Source organism: Paenibacillus alba, assembly GCF_013204855.1.
Lineage (GTDB): Bacteria > Bacillota > Bacilli > Paenibacillales > NBRC-103111 > Paenibacillus_E > Paenibacillus_E alba.
The window spans coordinates 17,004-42,161 of record NZ_JABMKZ010000055.1 but is presented as its reverse complement, the minus strand read 5'-3'; the positions used below and the strand labels follow the sequence as shown (position 1 = coordinate 42,161).

The window sequence follows — 25,158 nt, the reverse complement described above, 5'->3', positions numbered from 1 at the left end:
GAGCTACCTTGATCCGTTGCTCATCATAAAGGATATTGCTTTTCATACATCTCATTCCCCCTCACCAATATTGTACCTTATTGCATATTGATGACTCCAATCTAATTAGGGGGCTTCAGAGCACATTGTTAAATAAAATAGTTAAGGAACCATATCGCTCTACTGTATAATCAACCGCATCCTTGATCGAATCCGCTTGTGAAGCATCTAGAAATAGGCCTTTAGCTTCTCCGCCCTCATTTACAATATGTTCAGCTGCTTCTTTCGCCGCGTCCACATGATAATCTGCAATGACGATTTTGGCACCTTCTCTGGCCATTAATCTGGCAGCAGACAAGCCGATACCAGAAGCTCCACCCGTTACTAACGCTACTTTTCCGCTTACCCGACCCATAATCACTCACTCCTTCTAGACAAAATTGCCTTGCATTGAAACATTATTTAGCAGTAACTCCGCCGTCAACGGGCAGTTCAACACCCGTTATATAGGCTGACTCATCTGAGGCGAGGAACAGTACGGCTTCTGCCACTTCTGATGCACGTCCTACTCTAGGCAATGCGGTTTGAGACAAGAACCACTGCAGCATCTGTTTGTTATTTACAAATTCTGAGCTCATCGGCGTTTCAATAAAGCCTGGATGAACGGAATTGACGCGAATATGATCCTTGCCAAAATCGACTGCAGCAGCTTTGCTCAGCATCCGAACTCCGCCTTTGGAAGCTGTGTAGGCTCCTGCCCCACTGCTCCCGGTCAACCCAGCAATCGAAGAAATATTGACAATAGAACCACCTTTATTTTCTTGCATGTGCGGAATAACATGCTTCATTCCAAGGAAAGTGCTTGTCAGGTTGATGTTAATGACTTTATTCCATTGGTCAATCGTCGTATCCAGCAGTCCCACTGCAAGAGAAATCCCCGCATTGTTGACCAGAACATCAACTTTGCCGTAACGCTCGACCGCTCCAGTGACAACCTTAATCCAATCTTCTTCTACAACAACATTGTGCGCATAAGCTGCAGCCTGTCCACCTGCGGCTTCAATTTCTTTCACTACCGCTTGCACCGCGGCTTCGTTAATATCAGTCGCAACAACCTTAGCTCCTTCTTTTGCAAACAAAAGTGCTTCTTCACGCCCCATGCCACTGCCTGCACCAGTAATAATTGCAACTTTATCGGTTAAACGAGTCATATTAATTTCTCCTTTGCTTTTTGGTATGATAGTTTAACTATCACTATGATATTAACTATATCAGATCGTTTTTACGAATTCAATTCCTTGCTTAAATTACCATCGGTCGATATAATACTAATAATTGAAATAGCTAATTTGAAAGGTTTATCCTCTTATGGACCCCAAAAAAAGATACGAAAAAGAACGGTTGGACGGCAAACAGCAACGGCTATTGATCATTCTTGAGGCGGCTGAACGCGTGCTTACTCTAAAAGGTATCGAGAAAACGACCATGCAGGATATCGCGAATGACGCGAATATCGGGATTGCCACCCTGTTCAGATACTTTCCGAAGAAAGAGAAGCTGATCGTTGCACTCGCGACCAAGCTGCTTGAACCCATGCTCGAACGGTTCCAATCTGTTGCTGAACTCCCGTTATCCTGCCTTGAGAAGCTTGAAAAGCTATTCGACTTCTTTATCGAAGATCATAACAATTTGAGCGTCAAATTTATGGTTGATTTCGAGAGCTATGCCTCCCACTCGTCAGATCCGCTGGAGGATATCCTTACTTTCAACTCATTGAATCGTCAAATATCGCGTGAGTACTCGAGAATTATTCAAAATGGTATCGAGGACGGCTCGATCCGATCTGATATCTCCGTCAAAGACACCTTAACCACGGTGATCAACACCTTTGGTCTTTTTTCCAAAAAATTATCCTTACAGAAAAATATTTTGCTGCTTGAATCAGATTTAGAAACCGATTATCAGCTTGCCATTCTCAAAAAAATTCTAATGGATTACTTGAGGGCTTGAAATGAATAACAACGAAAAGAGCCAAACTCCTCCTTGAGGAATTTGACTCTTTTTTTACTATTATCGCATAGAGAACTCTACTTGCCAATGTTAAAAGCATTCAGTCCTAACGCAGCGGCTGTCGTCAGAACAGCACTCCAGAAGACGATACCGATCGTCATCCAAATAAACAATTTGCGTGGTTCTGCCCCGAAAGAAATACCAATGGCAGCACCGAGTGGCGCTCCTGTAAGAAGCGGCGATAAGAATCCGATGCCAGGGATGCCGTATTTGTCCCAAATGCGACTCATTCGGCTTGATCTTCCACCACTTTTCTTTTGAGTTCGGCGTACAAGCCAATTCCTAATCGATGCACCGAAGAAAATCACGATGATTGCGCTGAGCATCGAGCCGGCTGCACTTAGAATACCCGTGACTAATGGATGCAGCTTGAGGGTAAACCCGAGGGGGATCGCTGCCCATAATTCTAAAATCCCGGTCCCAAGGACTGAAGCCCATGCTAATAAACTATGCATTCAAATCACCATTCACCATGTTCGTTTTGATATTTTTCAATTTCCCTTCCATCCTCTCGTACTGTATGTATGTGTTCCTTCGAGAAGTACTATACGTTCTTACAGCAAGAAAGTTACAAAATCTAGCAAACAAAAGCAGGATCTAGTGACATACCCCCAAAATCAACCAGCTTTGAAAGCTTTTATTTTTATCATAATGAATAAAAAAGCAAGCATTGAGAAACCAATCCCACTCCAGAGGAGTTGATGTATACCCAAGTGAGAAATAAACCAACCACCGACTAATGTCCCTAACGTAATGCCAAGATTGGAAAAGGAGACGAACAAGCTGTTGCCAAATTCGGGAGCTTCTTTCGCCTCAGTGGTTAACCATGTTTGACTGATAATAAGACCGCCAGAATGCACGGCTCCCCATATGAACACAACAACAATCATCGGAATGAAATAAGAACCCAAATAATCAGTGATTAAATAAACTACCGCGTACAGCAGCGGAAACAGGATAACGGTCTTCGTCATACTTGTATGCAACAATCCCCCAAATATATAATTCCCTAGAATCATAATTAGACCAAACACCATCAACATCAGACTAATCACCGATCCGTCCATATGTGTGACTTGTCCCAGATATTCAGCAAAGTAGCTGTACACAGCAAACATGGCTGCAAAGATGAAAATAACCGTCACGATATTGAGCCACAATTGAGGCTTGCGTAATATGCGAAGCTGTTTGCCATAAGACATTTTATCCGTAACAGGCATTGAGGGCAGCCCAATTAGTATCCCTAAGAAAGCAATCACGCTTACCACTGCCCCAAACAAGAAAGCAGCTTCCAACGAAAATTGTTCCGCAAGATAAGAAGTCAAAGGCACGCCAAAAGCAAATCCGACCGTGATTCCGGCAAAAACGTTGGTTACCGCTTTGCTGCTTTTATCGGCAGGGACAAGCTTAGCGGCAGTTACAAGCGCGACTGAAAAAAAGACAGGGTGGAAAATCGCAGGGAGAATACGGAAAGCTAGCATAACCTCAAATTTCGTGGTATACGCATAAACAATATTCGAAATAGCAAAAATAAGTACGGAAGCCAATAGAATAACTTTCCGATTCATACTGGAAGCAAGCAAAGTCATGAATGGACCTGAAACCGCAACGACCAAAGCAAATATACTTACAAGCCCTCCAGCCTCTGATGCGGATATATGAAATTTCTGAGTGACCTGCGGCAGAACCCCTATAATCCCCATTTCCGTTGTAATAATACCAAATACGCCTAATGCCAAAATAATAATAAGTGCAGAATTAACCTTCTTCATGATACATTTAAGTCTCCGATCGTATTTATATATTTAGATATATAGATTTGATAAAATAAAAAAACTAGCTCCTCTCCCTTTATAGTTCCTTTCCGATGTACTCAGCAAATTCCTGAATAATTTTCTCGTTCCGACGATAATACGTCCATTTCCCGATTCGTTCAGATTCCAACAAACCAGCTTTTTGCATACTTAATAAATAACTCGAGATAACCGACTGCGCAAGCCCCGACTTAGCCTGAATATCTCCCACGCATACACCAATTCGAATATTAAGCCCTTGCTGCAAATAGGGCTTTTCATCAAAGTATGCCTCTGGATTTTTTAACCATAGCATAATTTGACTGCGCGTCTCGTTAGACAAAGCTTTATAAATCGCTAAAGGTTCCATAACGTTTATTATATCTATTTTTATAGATTTGTAAATATAAAGCCGCCATTACTGCCTGAGGAATCTTTCTAAAGTGACAGTAATGCGACTCTCCTAATTTAGCTCTAAGCAGATTTTTTCAGAAACCGATTTAGTAAACTAAATGCAACTATGAGCAGACCTATCCAAAAAAAGCCATATGGGAAAATGACAGGAAAGAAAATAGTCGGATACAAATAACGTAAATTTGATTTATAACCGATTCCCCCTAAACTTGTTCCTCCTACCATGATTTCTTTAATAGCAACTGGATCATGACTTTTACGATTGTTAAACGTGATATGTTCTGTTTGAATGTTTTTATTTTCATCGATATGATAAAGATTCCATTCTTTATTTTTGATATTGATTGGCGGCATATTCTCGCTATATGGATCTAATCTTTGTACAATAATCGTATCATTTTTACCAGATTTTTTGTCTTTGACATTTAAAAAACCAATCCAACCATAGTATAAATCCATGGGACTATTTATCAATTTCGCATCCCGAGTACTTCCGATTATTTGGTCGTTTACCTTTATTTGAAGATTAGATAAGTCTCCTTTTTTTTCCTCAATGATTTCTACTTTGTTTTCATTGAGAACTAATTGATTTGTTGGAGCTTTAATTGAAATAATCGAATATTTTTTGTTTAAAGCAGCCTCAATATGGCCTTCTTGCCAAATTAGAAAATAGGGATAAATGGAAAGTAAAATAAGCATTAAGCCAACTAATATATATCTATTTTTTGTCATGAACCCCCCTGATCTACTTCATCCGTTTGGAAATGTGGCCTCCGCGCATATCATCCATTCAGTTTTATCATTGCTTCCTACAAAGGATTGTGAAATTGAACCTCCGACACGCGAAACGAGAAGTTTTTGACGCTCGCATCCACTTGGCCGAGAACAACAGTAAAAGCAACCTCGTCGTTTTGTCTCACGCCTGGGATAAAACCTTCTCCGTTCGTAAGAACATTCCCTTTTTCGTCAATCATCTCCAAAGTGAAGCTCAAATCATTGTAATCGATATATCGGGGCATGTTTGCAACATACAGACGCCCTGAAACAGTATGACTGTTGCCGGAGATCACTTTCGGGAAAACTTGAATGTAGCCATCCGTATCAGTTGCGATATGCGTGCTAGGATTTATGCCCCCGTTATTATTGCGTATAATCCATGCGTCTCCAAGCCAAGTACTGATTCTATACCAAGTATTCTCCCATATGTCTTGAACTTTCGCATTCGCATGAACGGTTTGAGCTGCCAAGGGATCTAAGAAGCTTTGAAGGTTCGGATAGCTGTAGATCGCTGTTTTCTCTGTTAATACAATATCCTCACTGACTGGGGTCGTCACGGCAGGTTGTGAGAAACGGGGGCTAACCCATGCATATTGACCAGTTTCTGTTTTTACTTTATAGAAATCGCCATAACGAGCAGTGGACGTGAACTCTTGGGGTTTAAATGTTGTGGTGTTGTATTTGAAAAGTGGCTGATTGCTTGGATTATCAAAAAAAGAACCTTCCCCCTCTATATTCACCTTTTCCTCCGTTGGGATGACACCCTCGATGACCATTACATTAGATGGTGTGAACCATTTGTCGCCAATCCAAGATTCAACGAGATACGCAGGCATTTGCATAGGGCGATAAAATATACCCTTCATATGAACAATTTGGCTTGTGATCGTTGCTCCCGTATACCCGTATTCAGGCTCATTATACAAAGGCATCTCTCCCGAAACATCCGCGAATTCATCTTTGGGCACCAACCAGCCAATTTCGTGCCAATCAATATGAACCCATTGATCCCCCATCCAACTTGTATGAATTTTCACCCATTTTTGCTCACCAAACATCGGCCTATACCAATCTTTTTCGGCGCCTGCCGTTTGAACATCTTGAGGGGACAACGTCGCCCAAGAAGCAGATGACTCGCTTGCCTCGGCATACAATTTTGTTTCATGCAAAAGCGTTATTTTCTGTGGCAAATTAGGCGACCATTCCTCAGCATCGACCGCAGGAAAATAAGAAAAAAACATTACTGCACCTAATAAAGCTGCAAAAGTTTTAATCCCAACCATTGTTAACACCATCTCCCTTTAAAAAGACTGGGTAATCTACGGACTCTTCACCAATAAATTAGACGCTACGATGTTCAAAAAGTTACATTATTTTCTAATCGTTCCCTTTCCTTGAAAAATAACTTGGAATAAAATGTAATATGTAAGGGAGGTTATGTATGAAACAATGACAAAACAGGGTTGCTCCCCTCAGGTTTCCCTGTGAGAAACAACCCTGTTTCTTTACGCTGCTGGATTAGTTGCTGATGAATTCCTGTACCCATTCACCATTGTAATAGGCTACGCCTATTTGCGTATAGTTGGGGCTTAGAATATTTTGACGGTGACCCGCGCTGTTCATCCATGCCTTCATAACGGCTTCAGGCGTTTGCTGGCCTTTAGCAATGTTTTCACCAGCATAGGAATAATTAATGCCATAAGTGCTCATCATATCAAAAGGAGACCCGTAGGTCGGAGACGTATGATCGAAATAACCATTGTTGTACATATCCTTCGCTTTATCCAATGCCATAGCGGTCAGTGCGCTGTTGCTTGTTAATGGGCGGAGTCCTGCATTAGCTCGCTCCTGATTAACTAAGCTAACCACTTGGCTGGCGAATGCTGATTGCGATGGAGGAGTCGTAACCGGAGTTTTGGATCCTGCATTCGTGTTCGTGCTGCCTGGGATATTCAAGACCATGCCAGACCAGATCACATTAGGATTCGCGACCTGAGGATTCGCTTGAATAAGCGATGTAAGGCTGACTCCATACTTCTTGGAAATGACCCACATCGTATCATTGCCTGATACCGTATGAGTGGCCGTTGCAGCCATTGCTGCATTTGCACCTATAAGGACACTTAGTCCTAATGCGCTGGTTACCAAAAGCTTTTTGTATCTCTTCAAAAGAAACCTCTCCTTTTTGCGGCCTGCGAGGTTAGCTGTCGGATTCGGATCAAAGAGTAATCACCCGGCCGCTGTCGCGGCTTCACCCCTAATCGTGGGTCCCCCGTGCTTCATAAAAGCTTCGGCCTTCTAAGTTGTTTGATCCACAAAGGATCTCATAAATTGTAACACGTGACCTCCTTGAATTCATGGTGCAAAATTTTCCACGTAAGATCCATCATAAACTCTGTCATTTGGAAGCCGCAATAAATGAATCCTTCGTTAACCAAGTGTCCCTAGTCGTAAATCGTTATAGCATAGAGATTTGCTTTAATTAAAGTCTCCTTTTCACCAAACACAAAAAGGCTACCGATGAAATCGGTAACCTTACGTCGCTCGTGACATGACCCGTCAACGAAACTTACAATCCTTTGGTCATAAATACACTATTGGGGTCTTCCTTATAATTAGCAAAGGGCTCGCAATATTCAAATCCTAGACTCGCATACAATTTAATAGCTGGGTCGAATGATGCCATGGAGCCCGTCTCCAAGCTAAGACGCTGGTAGCCACGCCTTTTGGCCTCATCAATAATATGCAAGAGGAGTTGCCTAGCAACACCTTTTCTTAAATGCGAAGATGAGGTACGCATTGATTTAATCTCTCCATGCTGATCGTCAAGTTCTTTAAGTGCCCCGCAGCCCATCAATTCCTCTTGTTCCCAAACACTCCAAAATGTAATTTCAGGTTTCTTCAATCCGTCCAGATTTAAAGCATGCATACTTTCTGCTGGAGATTGTGCGGACATACTCTGCAAATGCTCTCCTATTAAGGCAATTACTTGGGATCCAGTTAAATCATCAATTTTAATATCCATATTCAATCACTCCACTGTCTCTATAGTATACAGTAATAGTATACTTGCCCTTTAACCCTACGTCGATGTGCATTTAAAATAAGACTGATTTCTACGCTATTTTAGCCGATTGACACGATCACAATTCCTATAAAAGTCAGCACAACCCCCGCCCATTGCTTCATCGCTAAGCGTTCATTGTTGATCAGTATGCCCCATACCAGCGTAAAGACGGCGAATAACGAGGCTGCCGTGATGACAATTGAGGTCATCTCGTAGATCAATCCAATGTTGTAACTGAGAATAGCCAACGTATCTAGAACCCCAACAAGGATTAAATAGTTAAGCTCCTTCTTCTTTGGGATGACTGTCTTGCGCTTGACCCCCAATGCAATAAAAGCAAGCAGTACACTGCCTTGGAGCCTGCCTATCCAAACAGTAGCAAGCCCTCCTATTTCCTCGACTGGATAACGAAGTCCAAAAAAGGCCACGCCAAGGCATAAAGATGCTAGAATCGCCCATATCACACCTTTCGCCAGCTTAACGCGTTGCGATTGAAGATCGTCCGTCTCTGGTCCTGATAAGGTCACACCCATGACACCAACAACGGTCAACACAATGCCAACAAAAGTGATCCAGCTTTCACGCTCTCCAAACGAAATTGCTAGAATAACCGTCACGACAGAGAAGCTTGAAACAATGGGTGCAACAACGGATGTTTTGCCAACCTGAAGACCTCGATAAAGCATTAAAATTCCTGCTAAATCAACAAACATCCATAAACTAGCCTTTGCAAGGCTGGAGTATGAGCTTAGAAATTGCCATTTACCAGTAACAACTAAAAAAATAGTCAGCAGCACAACACCAACAATTTGCATGTAAAGCAATGTTGCATATACGCCGATCTGTTTGCTCGATTTGGCTGCAACAAAATCAGCGCTTCCGAAGAATAAAGCAGATAAGAGCCCTAAGAGTAATCCCATTTGTCTTCGCCCCCATTTATTTGCGTAATCAAATATTGCATCAACAACAAAATAACATGATTTATTTGCACAGTCAAATAAATTTCGCTATCATGTAAAGACATAGATCGCTCGGAAGGAGCAAGATTTCATGAAGAAATTACAGGAAGATCAGCTTGCGGTTTGGCGAACCTTTTTAAATACCCACTCTACGGTCATCCGATTAATCGAGAAGGATCTCCTTGACCAAGATCAGGTCCCTCTTATTTGGTATGATGTGCTGGTCGCTTTATATCAAACACCATCGAAAAAGATGCGAATGAGCGAACTTGCCGATAAGGTCGTTCTGACCCCAAGCGGCATAACACGGTTAGTCGAACGCTTGGAGAAAGAGGGCTATGTCCGTCGAGAGCGGACCGAGGAGGATCGCCGCGGCTCTTATGCCGTGCTCACACGCGAAGGGAAACGAGCCTTTCTGAAAGCCTGGCCGATATATGAACAAGGGATTCTTTCCTATTTCATCCGTCATTTAGAAGAAGATGAACTTCGCATTATTCAAAAAGGCTTAGCACGCATCCATACAGAGTCTACCTCGCTCGCTAAGACTTGATCTCATATTCAACCACAGATAAGGCTGCCTTTCGGCAACCCTTGTGGCATAACCCTCCTCTAATTCTTTAAGGTTAGGAGCAAAATTGACCGTGGCAAATGGATCTGAAACCCCAAAACGCAAGCTCATTGCCTATGCCGAGAAGTACTTGCATGTTGCTTTATTTGGTGCTTTGCTGAAATGGTTATTCTATGGCAGCCTTGTAGGCATTCTAACCGGCTCCGCCTCTGCGCTATTTCTTGCAAGCCTAGACGAGGCCACGATACAGCGTGAAAGTCACCCTTGGCTGCTATTTCTTCTGCCGCTTGGCGGGGCATTTATGAGTTATTTATATGTCAAATACGGCAAAAATTCAGCAAAAGGCAATAATCTGATTTTAGAACAAATCCAACATGGACAAGAAACAATCCCCTTTCGCATGGCTCCTCTGGTTCTGCTTGGGACGATCCTAACTCACTTATTTGGCGGTTCAGCAGGCCGGGAAGGCACTGCGGTACAGATGGGCGGAAGCTTTTCCGAATTCATTGGCAAAGTATTCAAAGTGGATGAAACGGACCGCAAAATTCTATTGATGTGTGGCATTAGCAGCGGATTTGGTTCCATATTTGGCACCCCTCTGGCAGGAACGATCTTCGGTATGGAAGTTGTTGCATTAGGGCTAGTCCGATATCAAGCACTCATCCCTTGCTTCATCGCAAGCTTTGTCGGCAATCTGATTACTATGGCGTGGGGCATTCAGCATATCCATTATCATATGGGAACCATTCCTCCATTCACCACAATGCTCCTAATAAAAGTAGTGATCGCTTCTATTCTATTCGGATTGACAAGTCTTTTGTTCAGCGAACTCACGCATTGGTTGAGAAAAATCTACACTCTGCTCTTTAAAAATCCTGTCATAAAGACTTTCATGGGCGGAATAGTCATTATTGCTTTAGTAGTTATTTTTGGCACGAGAGACTATCTGGGATTGGGGATTCCGCTACTCCAGGACTCATTTGAACAACCAGTCGCACCCTTGGCTTTTCTTTGGAAAATCTTGTTTACGACCCTGACACTTGGAGCCGGCTTTCAAGGCGGCGAAGTCACACCTCTTTTCGTTATCGGGGGAACGCTTGGAAATTCCCTGTCCAGTATTTTGCATGTCTCCGCCCCATTTTTGGCCGGCCTTGGATTTATTGCTGTTTTCAGTGGTGCAACGAACACACCTCTCGCCTGCTTTATTATGGGGATTGAGCTTTTCGGCTCGGAAGGCGCCGTCTATCTATTCATGGCTTGCATCATTAGTTATTTATTTTCAGGTCATTCCGGTATTTACACTTCACAACAAATTGGGGTGTCGAAATCTAAGCTTTATTTCTTACCTGCCAACGCAACGTTAGCGTCAATTAAAAACAAACCAAAAGATAAGTAAGCGCATCGTTCTACTTTTCAATTTCACCGTCCTTGGACGAAAATCAATAAGGGCTGTCCAATGGTCGCATGACTAGTGGGCAGCCCTTTCCTATTTTGCCAAGCTTTGAAAAACAGAAAAAGGCGCCGCCAAGTAGGAGTTTCTACCTGGGACAGCCCATTTCGTTGTGGAAGCTCGCCTTCCAAAACCTGCGATTATGCATCTTTATTCTGGTCGGAGCAGCCAAGATCATTAGATTCCTGCAATTCTGCAGGTTTTCGTGACCTTTCCTTGATTTTCGAGTGGAAAATCAAGAAATGCCTGCTTATTTGCAGGTATTACTACTTTTCACTCGATTTCGTTGAAAAAGCCTGCACAATCGCAGGTATTCGCACTCAACGAGCAACGCAGCTCAGTCGTTTTTGTCATTTTAAAGCCATTGTGAGAAAAAAGAATGTCCAGCCGAGTAATAGCCAACAGGCATAGAATGCCCCATAAATGGATGAACCTCAAGCGATTTCTGCGAGGAAGCGATCCGATTATAGGCAGCGAAAACTGTCTCTGGCAAGCAGGTCGTATCTTTCAACCCTACCGTCACATGAACAGGCAGACTGATTTGGTGCGCCAAATTCATAATATCGAAGTAGCTTAGTGTCTGGAACACTTCCTTCTGGAAGTGGGGGAAGCGGGTTACGAATTCCGCGGCTTCGCTGAGCGAACTCACCGACTGAAGCATGCCCAAATCCATATGACACATATTCGGGATATGAGCAATTGCCGCGCGAATTCTAGGCTCAAGAGCTGAGACTAGAAGCACCAAGCCCCCGCCTTGACTCGCTCCAAAAACAAAAACTTTATCAGGATCGATCTCTGGCATATCCATCGCACACCTTACGGCGCATAAACCATCGATAGCCAAAGCCCGATAATAGGATGTCTCTGGATCAAGAATGCCTTGTGTTATCCATCCTTTGGTCATTCCGTTAAGCTGGGGTAATCCGTTGCCGGTTTCCCCTCCTTGCCCGCGCACATCAATCGCAAGTACCGCATACCCCATAAGCAGCCAAGCTGCGTGATCCTCGGGTTCTCCCTTAGAACCGGTATAGCCATGGTAAATGACTACACACGGGATCGGTTGATCCAACTGAGCAGATGGCAGCATGTACCAAGCGTGAAGCGGCGTGTTCGCTGCCCCTTCGATCACGACCTTATAAACTTCGGCCTGAAGGAACGGTGAGTCGACCAGATTGCGTGTATAACGGACGGATTCAGCAGCTTCCAGTTGAACTCGATCCCAAAAATCTCCAAGATCTGATGGTTTCGTTAGTTCTGGCCTATATTGATGCAGCATCTGAATTCGGGCTTCTATTGCATTCATCGAATGAATGACCTCCTGCTTTTGATAAGAATTAATAAACGTTACGAGTCCAACCCAATTTAACACGAGTTATTACACGTAATCAATTGTAAATTTACTAGAATTTAGTAGGAAAGAACAACAAAAGCGCAATCTCTCAAAAAGAGCTGCGCCTTTGTTGTTCCCCACTCGGGCACGCCCACTGGGTTTGATTAATTGGCAGAATAAGGCCGCGCAAACTTGGCGATGAAGCGGTTCGGATATTCGGAAGGAAGAGCGCTCGCTTCGTCTAACAAATCCCATATTTCTTTGGGCATTGTCCAACCTACAGCCCCCATGTTATCGCTAAATTGCTCAAGTGTACTGGCTCCGAAAATTGGCGAGGTAATTCCTTCTCTTTGCAAAAGCCAAGCAAGTGCAATTTGGGCCGGTGTTTTATTCAGTTCTCGTGCAGCAGTATGTACGGCATCCAGAATGGCGAAATTTCGCTCAGTTCCACGCAGTGCCCAGGAGCTCTCGCCAACTTTAGACGTTAAGCGTCCCGTTGTGGGCTCTTCCTTCGTATAACGCCCCGTAAGAAATCCGCCTCCAAGCGGCGCCCAAGGAATAACCCCTACCTTCTCTTCCAGGCACAGTGACATCATTTCGCGGTCCATTTCACGGCTGACAAGGCTATATTGCGGTTGAATCGAAATAAATCGGACATACCGATTGGCATCACTGCAAGCAAGGGATTTCATCAGCTGCCAAGCAAAAAAGTTGGAACATCCGATATATCGGACTTTTCCCGAAGTGACCAGATCATCCAGAGCTCGCAGTGTCTCCTCAATTGGTGTTAGATGGTCCCATACATGGACCTGATACAAATCAATATAGTCCGTGTTCAGCCTTGCAAGGCTTTCTTCCACGCTTTGCATAATGTGCTTGCGCGAAACACCTGCGCCATTGGGATGATTTGCTGTATTCATTCGCACTTTGGTGGCCAAAACAACCTCAGAACGACATTCCTTGATGGCTTGCCCTACAATTTCTTCGGAGCGACCGGATACATAGACATTCGCCGTGTCCAGAAAATTGCCGCCCTGCTCCCTGAATTGATGAATCATCCGAATTGAATCACTCTCATTGGTTGTATTCCCGAAAGTCATTGTCCCCAGACAAAGCTCCGATACGGCAAGTCCGCTTCGTCCAAGCATTTTAATTTGCATCCGACTATTCCTCCCTACATTTGGTTATTTAAATCATACCACAGGCAGAAGAGTTAAGGATAGTTTGGATAAGTCTAACATGTACTCGCACATTACAAACGGACTTTTTGAATAGCAAGTTTGGCTTGCTCTAAACCCTGTCTGCAATCAACAGATGTTTGAATCCCATCGTAATGCTGCAGCATGAAGGAATGAACAGTATCCCAAAAATCTTTCGACCTTTCCAAACTCAATCCGAATGCTTCTTCAGCACTAATGAGCGTATACGCTTCATCCAGTTGTCGCAACTCATATATGTCTTTATCCAAACAGTGATATAAATGATATCTTTTCGCGTTCAACTTCAGCTCTAACATAAATAACCGAGCATTCACGTTCAATTTTGTCGTATTTGTTATTGTTATAAGCTCCTGAAAACCGTTCGTTTTCAAATGGGTCAACCATTGATGATTGATTTTGTCTAAATACATGGCATCACCCTCCACGCCGATTTATCAATTGAGACAAAAAAACAGTGTTTCCCCTATTGGAAAAACACCATTTTAAGTTAGAAACTATTCGTTAACAGCGGCCGGTTCTGCAACGGCTTTATATTTGGACGAAACATAAGTGACAGCTTTAGGCTCTGTAATAACCATCGCATTCATGGAATCCGGTTTAGGATCCGTCAGTGTATAAGAAATGACCGCATTTCCATCCTCATTGAATGTGATACCTGAGATAGCAATCCCATATCCGGAGCTTGGCTTGGATTCACGGGAGAGCGTTATTTTATTGACGTCATCATTGACTTTCTCAACAGATACCGTCACATTCTCCTTGATTACCGGCTGCTCGGAATGGGCTGCGAGTACTTTCGCTGCATTGTACACCCAAGTCGCTGCTTCGCCGCGCGTAAGCTCGGCCTTCGGATTCAACTTGCCATCTTTATCAAGCGAAGTAATTTTGTAATGGATCATGCGCAGTAAAGTTCCTTGGAATTCAGGAGTCATTTGCTCTTCATCCTTGACCTCGAGCTTGATGTTGATCATAGGAAAGTTGCCTTTCTTCTCTAATGCTTGCATCAGCATATGTCCGAACTGTTCACGCGTAATTGTCGCATTCGGGTTCACATCTTTCGGAATATCTACTCCGTTATATTGGGCGATGACGAAAGCATTGGCAAACCAAGCATCATTCGGCACATTTTTAAAAGTATCTGAAGCCAGCGGCTGTTTCACGAAATCAATCAGTTCCAGGTTTAAATCCAAGCCCTTCACAATAAGCTGCACGCTTTGCGCATAACTAATTTTACCCTTTGGCGCAAAATGCTCACTGTCTATCCCGCTGACGACACCTTGCTTATATAGGGCTGAGATCGCTTCTGCTTGTCCGCTTTCCACATCAGAAAAGGCAAAAGCCGTGTTAAACGTCAAGCTTCCCAGTAAGATAGACGACAAAGTCAATGTAGCTAATTTATTCATAGTTTCTAATCTCCTTTTAATAAGTTATTTTTAATTACTCGTATCGAGTTAACTTATTAACGGGCTGATCATATAAAATGTTGCATAAGTTTCCAAGAAAAACGCTAAGAGTGAGTTTGATAGGATTGCTCCGTATTCGTAGTTGACATTAAAATTCCAGCAGGCAGAGCTGATGCTGAAGGCTCTATTCTTGCATAATGAGAAGTTTGAAGCGACACGAGTCCTCGCACAAGCCCCACAAATCCGCGTATGGTAAACAACGTAAAATTAATTGAGGCAAAAGTATGCAGGATCGTCCATGAATTCCATTTAAATAATCTTGTTTTCTTTTCAAGCGCCCACTGGAGAATAGACATTGGCACACTGAAATATAAGCTGCGAGTGATCATCTCTAAGGGTTTGCTTTGATAGGTCCATCTCACCCAAATGACGCTTAGCAGCGGATAAAACAATAAATCGTACAGCACATTGGTATCAAACGTTTTGGGAAAAGGACGAACCGGATAGGCAATTCTCTTTCTCTTGATGAAATACGAGTCCATCGCAGTGGAAAGAACGCCTTTTGCGAAAAAAATCGTTAAGTTCATCAGCAAGTTTTTTCGTTTTAATATAAATGGCGCTGCGGCCACTGAACCCATGAACAGCATTCTTAGCAATATTTTTTCCACCATCGTGCCTCCTTCATGTTGTCACTGCATGCTTCCTACCTAATATTCCCCGTAGTCACCCGCACGATTCCAAAAAAAGAAGACTCACAACAAAAAAAAGAGGCCAAGAATTGGCCTCTCTGCTGCTTTATGAGATTGTATTATGCCTGTAACCCAGCAATGATCTCTTTCAGAACTTGACGCAATGGAGTTGCCTCACGGTCAAGAAGGGTCTGTAAATCGCTGCTTGTCACATCCAGAACTTGATCGCGAATCGCACTTTGAATAGCGACAAGTATAGGAGCGACCTGCTCCGGAACACCAGCACCAACCATGATTTTCGCGTAAGTTTCATCATCAACCTGCTGCACTGGAATCTCACGACCAAGCACTTCAGACACAATCCCTGCGAGGTCTGCATACGTGATCGGCACGCCAGAAAGTTCATAAATTGTATTCTCATGACCGCTTCCCAGTAAAACATTAGCAGCCGCTTGCGCGTAGTCGCCGCGGGATGCCCAGCCCACTTTTCCTTGGCCTGCAGAAGTGACTAATGGCGCTCCTGCCAAAATGCCTTGGATCGTACCCACTTCATTCTCAATGTACCAGTTGTTCCGTAAGAATGAATAAGGAATGCCCGTTCCTCGGATTGCTTCTTCAGTCGCCCGGTGAACCGGTGCTAGGAACAGTTCCGTTTCTTCCGCATTTGTAACACTTGTATAGGCGATAAAACCAACACCGGCTTGTTTCGCTGCGGAAACAGCAGCCAGATGCTGGCGAATCCGAGTTTCATTATCCCCTTGTGTCGAAACGATCAACAGACGATCCACACCTTGGAAAGCCTCTGCTAAGGTTGCTGGTTGATCAAAATCACCATGACGTACATCCACACCAAGCGCACGCAGATCACTCGCTTTATCCGTATCCCGCACACTAATTGCTAACTGTTCTGCCGGCGCAGAGGCAAGCAATGCCTCAACCACTTTCGAACCCAATTGACCTGTCGCACCCGTTACTAAAATTTTCATCTAAATAACCTCCATCGTTTTCATATATTTGGTTAGAATCATTATAGTTATAACTATAATGGTTACAACTAATTTATAAAAAATAGCTCATTTAAGAGCTTTTTTTATTCAAACTTTGTGATCAAATGCTGCAAGGAAACTTGAGATAATTTCTGTTCCATCGCGGTTTGAGCCTCACGCAATTCTGCGCGCAAAACTGACTCAATATTTCTGCCTACCGTACATAGCGGATTAGGATGGTTATGGAAGTTAAACAATTCCCCATTCTCAATAACTTCTACAGCACGGTAAACATCAAGCAAAGTAATCTGATCTATGTCCTTCGTCAACCTCGTCCCCCCAACTCCAGCTCGGACTTCAACAAGTCCGGCCTTCTTCAGGAGACCGATAATTTTGCGAATGATCACAGGATTCGTATTCACGCTGCCGGCAATGAAATCACCTGTACACTCAGATGGTACTGTCGCGACCAGAGATAAAATATGGACGGCAATTGAAAATCGACTGCTGATTTGTTTCATTGTTTATCACCCACCGGTTGTAACCAGTATAGTTCTAACGAAAAAGAATGTCAATTTCATATTTTTAGCAGGTGGCTATTTTATTTAATTGCTCCTGAATTTGAGCTCTGATTTCCAAGGGGTTGTCAATCTGAAAAATGACTTTGGCAAACTCATGTTCATCCAGCTCCAGCGATACTACATCATTATGATTTTCATAGGAAATAAAGCACCATCTATTCCCTATGAGAAAGCGCCCTTCTCGAATATCTGCAATCGAAGTGCCAACACGGAATTGAAACATCGAAACCTTATGATCTTCCACCGATACGCGCGAAATCTTCGAATAGGGAATCTCGACACGACGTTTTAACGCGGCTGCACTGACAATTCCCGATAAATGCAGGATGAGCATATCCTTCGCAAACTCAATTGTTCTCGACATTTGAACGACCTCCGTTTATAAGTTTGTCGGGGTTAATCCCCTTGTATGTTCCCACATTCATTTGGAAACACCTATAATACGTCCGAGAGTTCCATATCGTTCACAGCATATCTATCTAAGAATGAGATTGATTTCATCTAATATCGATTTTGTTTTTAACCCTTTAATTCTTTAGAATGAATAAATTCGCTCTTTAAACACATCGTAAAGAAGGAAACTATATGCCTTTTCTCAGATTCAAAGGTTTTCAAAAGGATTTCATTACTTCCGTTTCACCTGACATCATCCAAGAATTCTCCAAACTTACAGGGGTTGTTCCAGAAAAAGTGAAAATTGAGCTTCTTCTTATTGAACAACTGAACAATTCTCCGTTATCCTTAGAAATTCTTATGTTTCCTAGAGAACAAGAGATGCACGATCGTATTGTCCAAGCACTCTATGACTTATTACATGCGCATGGCTTTGGTGATGTCCATATCTTCTTTATCCTTCTATCCCCTCATCTGTACTACAAGGAAGGTCAGCCTTTGAAAACAATTCAGTCCGAATCAATGTCCATTACGTAAGCAGTCGTTGAGACATGCGACGGAATTTCGTAAAGCTCGCTAGCCGCCATACAACAATGTAGCTAAAAGTGACTAAGTTAAAGAAAAAAGCAAGCGTTGAGGCGTCCATACTCGTTATGGTTTCCACGAACACAAAACGAAGTGCAAAGATACCAATCAAGATGACAATTACCGTTTTATTGTTCTTAAAATAAGTACCGTCTGATCGAACTTCGAAATTGGTCGTTATAATAAGCGGGATCGCAACGACAAGCCCAATTAAGATGGCTGTGATGGCTTGATTTCCTTGGATATGCAGCTTGGGATCGAACAATTGAAATAACGACGTCGAAATGTACAAAATCGGCAATAATAAAGGGATGCCCGTTTTCTTAATCGGCTTGTGCATCCCTCGCATTAATCCGCGCAGGATCATCAGAAAAATCAAAATTGAAATACATAGAGATATGGTTGCGTTCATATTATTTCCTCCTAAAGTGTTTATCGAATAATCTAAGTATCACTGATTTAGGATTCATCTAACAGTGCATATAGTAACCTAAATCGGGTGACTTATGTCATTCAATCAACCTCATACTTCAAGAGGCAACAACAGACAGTCAAGACTCGATAGCATTCAGTCCTGATCTGTCTGTTTCTTTTCATTGTCAAAATTTCAATGCTTGTATGGCTTTCTTGTACTTATCTATTCTGGCATAATCATGCTCAGTTGGATTCGTAATTCGATTGATATTACTATTGTCTTCTAAGTCCAGAAGCTTTACTTTCGTCGCTAACGGATTCAATTTGATCCTCTGGATAAAAGCCTCATAGGACTCATTTGCTCTTCTTGTCAAACAATCAAGCGCCTCAATAATAAGCTGGGAGAATCCTTCTTTTTTCAAGTCGAATAAGGTTATACTGGAATCTTCAACGACATCGTGCAGCACGGCTACAATGGATTCATCCGTCGTTTCTGCCTTGCTTGCGAGTCGAATCGGGTGCAAAATATACGCATTTCCGCCTTTATCAGTTTGACCGTCATGGGCTTTGGCCGCAATGAGAATAGCTTTGGTTAATGTGCTCATTTCTGATGACTCCTTATCTATCGTCGATTGAAGGCAATAGGCTTCTCAATCGCATGGAGATCATCTTCCAGAGCAACCATTTTATCGCCAACCAGCTTCAGCGCATCCTGAATTGCTTGGTTATAGATATAGGGGCCGAGCTCAGCTATCATATAATCAATCAGGAACTCCGCAGAAAGCTCCCCGATCTCTTCTGATCTCTCTTTGTAAAAATAATCCTGCACACGGCTTACGAGCTCGTTTTTCTGTTCCTTCTCTAATTTCAGCTTTAACATAATAACATCCTCTTCCTATGGTAATTGACTAAAATGAAACATGAATGATGAAGCTTCACTAACCAGTTTACCAAGTTTCGGAAAATCCGTAAAATGCCAAGCTTATTGCAAACTTGCTGAGCCTGCTTTTTGGCAGGCTCGGCGGCCTTTCGCGGAGAAACGGCCTCTTTCTCGAGCTGAGCCTGCCTTTTTGGCAGGCTCGGCGACCATAGTTCGGCATCCAACTATCAAGGGTATTCCAAGAACAAAAAGAAGCTGCCCCCAAGTAGATTATCTACTTATGGGACAGCCCCTTTCTGCCTAGTTTTTAGTTATACGTAATTTTCAACTCTAGCTCCGCAGCACGAAGCAAAGCACCGTCCGAAAACTTAGGCTTCTTATATCTTTGCTCGAAATCTTCTTTTGACAGAGGTACCCACTTGAAATCTTTATTCTGATAGATCCAAGTTTTCTTTCCCCAATCTACATGAACAGTTCGATTCGTCACCTTTTTAACGACGCCAATTTCAATGATGACACCGGTTTTGCCGAATATTTTCGCACAGTATTTGTTCAGCATTTCGCTCATTGCAACACCCCATTTCTCTAACACTCGCTCTATTCTCTTATAAATGACGGGTTATTGCAACAGGTTTCACCCTAGCAATCCAATGGTTTGCAAGGAATGGATGATCGCGACAGCGATATCCTCACAGGCATCATCTTCCTGGAATTCATCCAGAAACGATTTGTGGAATACGCTGCGAATCGCGGCACTAAGCGAAGCTATCTCTAAATCAGCCAAATGCTTGGTTATGTAAATGGTAAGCGTGCGCGCTTCTCCTTCATACTCATCATCAGAAGAATTGGCATCCAATAAGGCAATGGGGTCCCATGCGTCAAAATAGTGCTTCACAATCTGCATAATCGGTGTCGGATCGTAAGAAAGGGTGCTCAAATACGCATTTTCCTTCAGAATTTCCCTCTTAATGCTCCACATCAAATAATTCATTTTCGTTTGTTCCGAAACGGCTCTAAATTTCAATGCCAAAAGCCTCCTTTATTGGACGCTTTCACGATCTTCCGGTATCTCTATGGTAGTAGACCGCTCAATGATCGCCCCATTGAAGTTTAGCATTTTCCCCGTGCCCAGGGCAATACATGCCATCGGATGTTCGGCAAGATGAACCGGCACACCTAATTCTTGTTGCAGCCGCTTATCTAATCCTACGAGCAGTGATCCTCCACCACATAAAAGAATTCCCTGTTCCATCACATCACCAGCAAGCTCAGGCGGGCATTTCTCCATCGTCAGACGAATGCATTCCACCAAAGATTGCATGAAATCGTCCAGAATCTCATAAATTTCATCGGAAGAAATCGTGATGCTTCGGGGAAGTCCCTCCATAAGGTCACGACCTCGAATGTTCATTTCAACATTTTTGACAGGCTTCATGACAGCTGCGACATTTTTCTTAATATCTTCTGCCGTCCGCTCTCCAATGATCATGTTGTGGGTTCTTTTTACATACTCAATAATATCTTGATCAATGGACATGCCGCCGCGCCGAATGGATTCGCTCACGACGATACCTCCAAGAGATATGATCGCAACTTGACTAGTGCCACCACCGATATCAAGCACCATACTGCCGATGGGTTCTGCAACAGGCAACCCCGCTCCCATAGCAGCTGCCAAAGGCTCTTCGACCGTAATCGATCTTCTCGCACCTTTGTGTACAATCATCTCTTCCACAGCCCGTTTCTGCACATTCGTAATGCCGCAAGGCACAGAAATCAATACATGGAAGCTTCGGAACCAATTGAACCCACTTTTTATTTTGCCGATAAAATATTTAAGCATCGCTAACGTCATATCGAAATTGGCGATAACGCCATCCTTCAAAGGATACACGACCTCCACATTCGCTGGCGTTCTTCCAATCATTTCATAGGCTTCCTGACCAAAGGCTTTAATTTCCCCCGTATCCGTTTGAATGGCGACAACAGATGGCTCTTGCAGAACAATACCCTTGCGCTGTTGATAAATAAGCGTATTACACGTGCCCAGATCAACACCGAACAGTTCTTCCATTCTCTTTAACATGACTCGCTCCTTCTCGCTGTTCAATAGACGTTGCCCATAGTAGCGTGTATATTAGTTGATTATGATTTGACTGCATCTTAATAGTTGTTCGCACACAACAGCCGTTCTACGGGGGTATGACAAAAAGCACTGCCCACCTGTGCGGTAAGCAGCCCGCTTCGATCATCCATATATTCCGCTGCCTGCAGAACAGAGAAATTTTATCTGGCTTTCTTTCCAAGCAAATAAATCAATACAAAATAAACCGGAAATATGATTAAACCAAGGAACATGATCCAAATGGTCCAAAACATGCGAAGATCACCCTGAACTTCATTATACGTTATAAAGCCATACATCACACCGACCAGCCAAATACATACAAACATATATCCGATCGTGTAGGATCGTTTCACATCATTTCAGTCCTTTGCCTGCATAGTTGTACTAACTCTTTCTTCAAATACCATAATATTCCTCCTTTTTGAATAAAAAAAGACAGCCTCATTGAATCTAGACTGTCTCATCTACAAATTTAATAGGAATAAAATCCTTGCCCTGACTTCCGTCCTAACCTCCCTGCCTTCACATATTTGCGCAGCAATGGACAAGGACGATATTTGGGATCCTTAAAGCCTTCATACAAGATTTCCATGATGGAAAGACAAGTATCCAGTCCAATGAAATCCGCTAGCTCTAAAGGGCCCATCGGATGATGCATGCCGAGTTTCATGACTTTATCAACCGACTCCACAGTTGCAACGCCTTCATATACCGTAAAAACAGCCTCATTAATCATCGGCATCAGAATACGATTGGAGACGAACCCAGGAAAATCATTCACTTCCACAGGAGTCTTCCCCATTCTCTCGCTCAAGTGGTAGATCTCCTCGAACACCTCCTGCGAGGTCTCCAGCCCTCGAATCACTTCAACCAAGGGCATAACAGGTACAGGGTTCATAAAATGCATGCCGATTACTTGGGAGGGACGTTCTGTCACAGCGGCGATTTCCGAAATCGGAAGTGAGGACGTATTCGATGCCAGAATAGCGGATGGGCGGCAAATGCTGTCCAGTCTATGAAATAAGAGGGCTTTCAAAGCCATATTCTCGGAGATGGCTTCGATAACAAGATCTGCTTGCTCTGCAAGCTCTAAAGATTCAGTCAGCTGAATGCGGCTCAAAATATCTGCCATCCTATCTGCTGTTAGCTTTCCCTTCTCCACACTTCTGTAAAGATGAGTGTTAATCGAAGCCATTCCTTTGTTCAGCATATCCAAGGAATTATCGTGCAAAAGCACCCTAATTCCTGAAACCGCAGCAACCTGTGCAATCCCGCTTCCCATTTGACCTGCACCAACAACCATCAGGGTCTGAATGCTCATTGAATCTACCTCCAGCCAGTGGGATTACTGATCCACTTTAATAAGTATTGCGTCCCCTTGAGCAGTTCCGCTGCAAATCGCCGCAATTCCATAACCTCCGCCAATTCGGCGCAGTTCGTGGACTAGGGTCAGAATGATGCGAGTACCACTAGCACCAAGAGGATGACCCAAGGCGATCGCTCCCCCATTCACGTTGACAAGATTTGTATTCCAACCAAGCATTCGCTCGCAGGTTAACATGACCGCTGCAAATGCCTCGTTGACTTCAAATCTGGCAATTTGATGAAGTTGGAAGCCTGTTTTGTGCAGCAGCTTCTGAATAGCAATCGCAGGTGTAGTCGCAATATATGGCGCACGTTCACCAACAGATGCATGCCCAACAATCGTTGCAAGTGGTGTTATTCCTCTTGCTCTCGCCTTCTCACTGGACATCATAATCAGAGCCGCTGCTCCGTCGTTCACACCAGGAGCATTTCCTGCGGTGATCGTGCCGTCCTTCATTAAGGATGGCAGTGCAGCCAGCTTCTCAAGACTTGAATCCTGACGGGGACCTTCGTCACTTGTTATCTCTCGCACAGGAACAATTTCTTCAGCCAAATATCCTTTACGGGCTGCCTCATTAGCAAGCACATGGCTGCGCAGCGCCCACTCATCTTGGGCTTGACGACTTATGGCCAATTCATCGGCCACATGGCTTCCGTGAACATGCATAGGTACATGATGAAAAGCGCACATGAGACCATCGTGCATCATCAGATCAATGATCTGCTCATTGCCCATTCGCGCCCCCCACCGAGTGCTTGGCAGCAAATACGGGGCACTGCTCATACTCTCCATTCCGCCTGCAACAATGGTTTCAGCATCTCCCGCGCGGATAATTTGGTCGGCTAAAGTGACGCTTCGCATCCCTGAAGCGCACACTTTGTTTATTGTCTCCGTCGTAACAGACCAATCCAAGCCTGCCCACCGAGCCGCTTGTCGGGAAGGAATTTGGCCAGCTCCTCCTTGGAGCACCATCCCCATAATCACTTCGTCAATCTCTGTGGGGTCCAATGCAGAACGTTTAATCGCTTCTTGAATCGCCGTTCCACCAAGAGTAGAAGCGGGAATTTCTTTCAGAACCCCTCCAAATTTACCGAATGGCGTCCGGGCACCTCCTACAATGACACTTTCTCTCATGATGCAGTCCTCCGTCTCGTCCTACACTACTCCTTGTCAGGCAGAACAGATTTCGCTATCTGCTTATCCAGAGCTTCATAATCGAAATATCGAATCGTCTCGTATAATTCATGACGAGTCTGCATGTATTCAAGGGAGGCTTGCTGTGTCCCTGTCTGCTGAATTTCATCAAAAACCTTCTCATAAGCTTTGGCAGCAACTCGCAAGGAAGTGACGGGGTAGATAACCATCCGGTAGCCCCAACTTTCAAACTGATCTGCTGTCAAATAGGGGGTTCTTCCAAACTCCGTCATATTAGCAAGTAACGGACAGTTCACTTCAAGACTGAACCGTTGGAATTCGGCTGGATGCTCCAGCGCTTCCGGAAAGATAGCGTCTGCGCCAGCGGCGGCATACTGCTTCGCACGCATAATTGCTTCCTCTATCCCATCCACACTTTTGGCATCCGTACGAGCAACAAGATATAACGTTGGTGCGACCGTTTTAATCGTTTGGATTTTTTGAATCATTTCTTCGGTGGAAATAAGCTTCTTGCCGCTCAAGTGTCCACATTTCTTCGGCAGTTCTTGATCCTCAAGCTGAACGGCAGCAACCTTCGCCTCCACCATTTCCTTCGCGGTTCGCGCCACGTTAAGAATTCCTCCGAAGCCTGTATCAATATCAACCAACAGAGGAAGTCCAGAAGCTCGAATCAAATCACGCGCACGTTCAGCGACCTCACTTGAGTATATGATGCCAAGATCAGGTAATCCCCGACTGGCCGTGTACGCTGCACCAGATAAATAGATAGCCTTGAAATGAGCTTGCTTAGCTATTCTAGCAGCCATCCCGTCATGTGTTCCAGGAATTTTGACAATTGGACCCGCTTCAATAAGCTGACGAAACGAGGCTGCCAACTGCTGTTGACTGGGTTCATTTTCAATCAGCCATGACATAGTAACCTCCCTAAAGCTAGATTTCATTACCTTGGCG

At 43.7% G+C, this 25,158-nt stretch carries 31 protein-coding genes, 1 pseudogene and 1 riboswitch; of the genes and pseudogenes, 4 read left to right on the top strand and 28 right to left on the bottom strand.

Annotation, left to right across the window (positions count from 1 at the left end):
* Positions 1-121: 121 nt before the first annotated feature.
* A pseudogene (locus HQN90_RS35505) lies at positions 122-394 on the bottom strand (SDR family NAD(P)-dependent oxidoreductase); the annotation flags it as partial.
* Positions 395-437: 43 nt separating this feature from the next.
* Positions 438-1,190, bottom strand: a complete 753-nt coding sequence (locus HQN90_RS35500) for an SDR family NAD(P)-dependent oxidoreductase (RefSeq protein ID WP_173227565.1) — start codon at positions 1,188-1,190, stop codon at positions 438-440.
* Between the two features lie 157 nt (positions 1,191-1,347).
* On the opposite strand from HQN90_RS35500, the gene HQN90_RS35495 reads away from it, so the two are divergent.
* Positions 1,348-1,989 (top strand): TetR/AcrR family transcriptional regulator, encoded by a 642-nt coding sequence (locus HQN90_RS35495; protein WP_173227564.1) that lies wholly within the window; start codon positions 1,348-1,350, stop codon positions 1,987-1,989.
* Between the two features lie 77 nt (positions 1,990-2,066).
* Here the strand turns inward: HQN90_RS35495 and HQN90_RS35490 are convergent, their stop codons facing one another.
* The 8 genes from HQN90_RS35490 to HQN90_RS35455 form a co-directional block, all read right to left on the bottom strand.
* The gene (locus tag HQN90_RS35490; RefSeq protein ID WP_173227563.1) at positions 2,067-2,504 is read right to left on the bottom strand and encodes a small multi-drug export protein; all 438 of its coding nucleotides are present in this window, start codon (positions 2,502-2,504) and stop codon (positions 2,067-2,069) included.
* Positions 2,505-2,666: 162 nt separating this feature from the next.
* Entirely contained in the window at positions 2,667-3,821 is a 1,155-nt protein-coding gene (locus tag HQN90_RS35485; RefSeq protein WP_173227562.1) for an MFS transporter, read from the bottom strand.
* Positions 3,822-3,900: 79 nt separating this feature from the next.
* Positions 3,901-4,212, bottom strand: a complete 312-nt coding sequence (locus HQN90_RS35480) for an ArsR/SmtB family transcription factor (RefSeq protein ID WP_173227561.1) — start codon at positions 4,210-4,212, stop codon at positions 3,901-3,903.
* A 104-nt stretch (positions 4,213-4,316) separates the two neighbouring features.
* Positions 4,317-4,988, bottom strand: coding sequence for a hypothetical protein (locus HQN90_RS35475; protein ID WP_173227560.1), 672 nt, complete (start codon positions 4,986-4,988; stop codon positions 4,317-4,319).
* Between the two features lie 77 nt (positions 4,989-5,065).
* Positions 5,066-6,316: an SH3 domain-containing protein gene (locus tag HQN90_RS35470; RefSeq protein WP_173227559.1), complete on the bottom strand. Its 1,251-nt coding sequence runs from the start codon at positions 6,314-6,316 to the stop codon at positions 5,066-5,068.
* Positions 6,317-6,551: 235 nt separating this feature from the next.
* Complete coding sequence (locus HQN90_RS35465) at positions 6,552-7,202, bottom strand: CAP domain-containing protein (protein ID WP_246362984.1); 651 nt, start codon at positions 7,200-7,202, stop codon at positions 6,552-6,554.
* Positions 7,203-7,207: 5 nt separating this feature from the next.
* Positions 7,208-7,339, bottom strand: a riboswitch (cyclic di-AMP (ydaO/yuaA leader).
* A gap of 263 nt (positions 7,340-7,602) precedes the next feature.
* Entirely contained in the window at positions 7,603-8,058 is a 456-nt protein-coding gene (locus tag HQN90_RS35460) for a GNAT family N-acetyltransferase (protein ID WP_173227558.1), read from the bottom strand.
* A gap of 101 nt (positions 8,059-8,159) precedes the next feature.
* Complete coding sequence (locus HQN90_RS35455; protein WP_173227557.1) at positions 8,160-9,020, bottom strand: DMT family transporter; 861 nt, start codon at positions 9,018-9,020, stop codon at positions 8,160-8,162.
* Between the two features lie 130 nt (positions 9,021-9,150).
* On the opposite strand from HQN90_RS35455, the gene HQN90_RS35450 reads away from it, so the two are divergent.
* Entirely contained in the window at positions 9,151-9,609 is a 459-nt protein-coding gene (locus HQN90_RS35450; RefSeq protein WP_173227556.1) for a MarR family winged helix-turn-helix transcriptional regulator, read from the top strand.
* 91 nt (positions 9,610-9,700) lie between these two features.
* A complete protein-coding gene (locus HQN90_RS35445; RefSeq protein ID WP_420851106.1) occupies positions 9,701-11,023 on the top strand; it encodes a voltage-gated chloride channel family protein in 1,323 nt (440 codons plus the stop codon).
* 409 nt (positions 11,024-11,432) lie between these two features.
* Here the strand turns inward: HQN90_RS35445 and HQN90_RS35440 are convergent, their stop codons facing one another.
* From HQN90_RS35440 to HQN90_RS35405, 8 genes are all read right to left on the bottom strand, one after another.
* Complete coding sequence (locus tag HQN90_RS35440) at positions 11,433-12,380, bottom strand: acetylxylan esterase (protein ID WP_173227555.1); 948 nt, start codon at positions 12,378-12,380, stop codon at positions 11,433-11,435.
* Between the two features lie 191 nt (positions 12,381-12,571).
* Positions 12,572-13,567 carry an aldo/keto reductase gene (locus tag HQN90_RS35435; RefSeq protein ID WP_173227554.1) on the bottom strand — a complete coding sequence of 332 codons (996 nt, stop codon included), beginning with the start codon at positions 13,565-13,567 and terminating at the stop codon, positions 12,572-12,574.
* A gap of 92 nt (positions 13,568-13,659) precedes the next feature.
* The gene (locus tag HQN90_RS35430; protein WP_173227553.1) at positions 13,660-14,037 is read right to left on the bottom strand and encodes a hypothetical protein; all 378 of its coding nucleotides are present in this window, start codon (positions 14,035-14,037) and stop codon (positions 13,660-13,662) included.
* Between the two features lie 84 nt (positions 14,038-14,121).
* Positions 14,122-15,030 carry an S-layer homology domain-containing protein gene (locus HQN90_RS35425; protein WP_173227552.1) on the bottom strand — a complete coding sequence of 303 codons (909 nt, stop codon included), beginning with the start codon at positions 15,028-15,030 and terminating at the stop codon, positions 14,122-14,124.
* A gap of 104 nt (positions 15,031-15,134) precedes the next feature.
* Positions 15,135-15,701, bottom strand: a complete 567-nt coding sequence (locus HQN90_RS35420) for a CBO0543 family protein (RefSeq protein ID WP_246362983.1) — start codon at positions 15,699-15,701, stop codon at positions 15,135-15,137.
* Positions 15,702-15,838: 137 nt separating this feature from the next.
* On the bottom strand, positions 15,839-16,705 hold the full coding sequence (locus tag HQN90_RS35415; RefSeq protein WP_173227551.1) for an SDR family oxidoreductase: 867 nt from the start codon (positions 16,703-16,705) through the stop codon (positions 15,839-15,841).
* 104 nt (positions 16,706-16,809) lie between these two features.
* Positions 16,810-17,226, bottom strand: coding sequence for an Rrf2 family transcriptional regulator (locus HQN90_RS35410; RefSeq protein WP_173227550.1), 417 nt, complete (start codon positions 17,224-17,226; stop codon positions 16,810-16,812).
* A gap of 64 nt (positions 17,227-17,290) precedes the next feature.
* Complete coding sequence (locus HQN90_RS35405; RefSeq protein ID WP_173227549.1) at positions 17,291-17,650, bottom strand: hypothetical protein; 360 nt, start codon at positions 17,648-17,650, stop codon at positions 17,291-17,293.
* A 221-nt stretch (positions 17,651-17,871) separates the two neighbouring features.
* On the opposite strand from HQN90_RS35405, the gene HQN90_RS35400 reads away from it, so the two are divergent.
* The gene (locus HQN90_RS35400) at positions 17,872-18,216 is read left to right on the top strand and encodes a DUF1904 family protein (protein ID WP_173227548.1); all 345 of its coding nucleotides are present in this window, start codon (positions 17,872-17,874) and stop codon (positions 18,214-18,216) included.
* Here the strand turns inward: HQN90_RS35400 and HQN90_RS35395 are convergent.
* The 10 genes from HQN90_RS35395 to prpB form a co-directional block, all read right to left on the bottom strand.
* On the bottom strand, positions 18,209-18,676 hold the full coding sequence (locus tag HQN90_RS35395; protein WP_173227547.1) for a CcdC protein domain-containing protein: 468 nt from the start codon (positions 18,674-18,676) through the stop codon (positions 18,209-18,211). The two genes, HQN90_RS35400 and HQN90_RS35395, sit on opposite strands and share 8 nt — an antisense overlap.
* A 187-nt stretch (positions 18,677-18,863) precedes the next feature.
* Positions 18,864-19,283 carry a GTP pyrophosphokinase gene (locus HQN90_RS35390; RefSeq protein ID WP_173227546.1) on the bottom strand — a complete coding sequence of 140 codons (420 nt, stop codon included), beginning with the start codon at positions 19,281-19,283 and terminating at the stop codon, positions 18,864-18,866.
* 17 nt (positions 19,284-19,300) lie between these two features.
* Positions 19,301-19,558 (bottom strand): DUF2164 domain-containing protein, encoded by a 258-nt coding sequence (locus HQN90_RS35385; RefSeq protein WP_173227545.1) that lies wholly within the window; start codon positions 19,556-19,558, stop codon positions 19,301-19,303.
* Positions 19,559-19,865: 307 nt separating this feature from the next.
* Positions 19,866-20,150, bottom strand: a complete 285-nt coding sequence (locus HQN90_RS35380; protein ID WP_079409059.1) for a hypothetical protein — start codon at positions 20,148-20,150, stop codon at positions 19,866-19,868.
* Positions 20,151-20,192: 42 nt separating this feature from the next.
* Positions 20,193-20,582 carry a hypothetical protein gene (locus HQN90_RS35375; protein WP_173227544.1) on the bottom strand — a complete coding sequence of 130 codons (390 nt, stop codon included), beginning with the start codon at positions 20,580-20,582 and terminating at the stop codon, positions 20,193-20,195.
* 15 nt (positions 20,583-20,597) lie between these two features.
* Positions 20,598-21,644, bottom strand: a complete 1,047-nt coding sequence (mreB, locus tag HQN90_RS35370) for a rod shape-determining protein (protein ID WP_173227543.1) — start codon at positions 21,642-21,644, stop codon at positions 20,598-20,600.
* Between the two features lie 200 nt (positions 21,645-21,844).
* Positions 21,845-22,039, bottom strand: coding sequence for a hypothetical protein (locus HQN90_RS35365; protein WP_173227542.1), 195 nt, complete (start codon positions 22,037-22,039; stop codon positions 21,845-21,847).
* A gap of 119 nt (positions 22,040-22,158) precedes the next feature.
* Entirely contained in the window at positions 22,159-23,007 is an 849-nt protein-coding gene (locus tag HQN90_RS35360; protein ID WP_173227541.1) for a 3-hydroxybutyryl-CoA dehydrogenase, read from the bottom strand.
* Between the two features lie 24 nt (positions 23,008-23,031).
* Positions 23,032-24,186 carry an acetyl-CoA C-acetyltransferase gene (locus tag HQN90_RS35355; RefSeq protein WP_173227540.1) on the bottom strand — a complete coding sequence of 385 codons (1,155 nt, stop codon included), beginning with the start codon at positions 24,184-24,186 and terminating at the stop codon, positions 23,032-23,034.
* Positions 24,187-24,212: 26 nt separating this feature from the next.
* Complete coding sequence (gene prpB, locus HQN90_RS35350; RefSeq protein ID WP_173227539.1) at positions 24,213-25,121, bottom strand: methylisocitrate lyase; 909 nt, start codon at positions 25,119-25,121, stop codon at positions 24,213-24,215.
* Between the last annotated feature and the right edge of the window lie 37 nt (positions 25,122-25,158).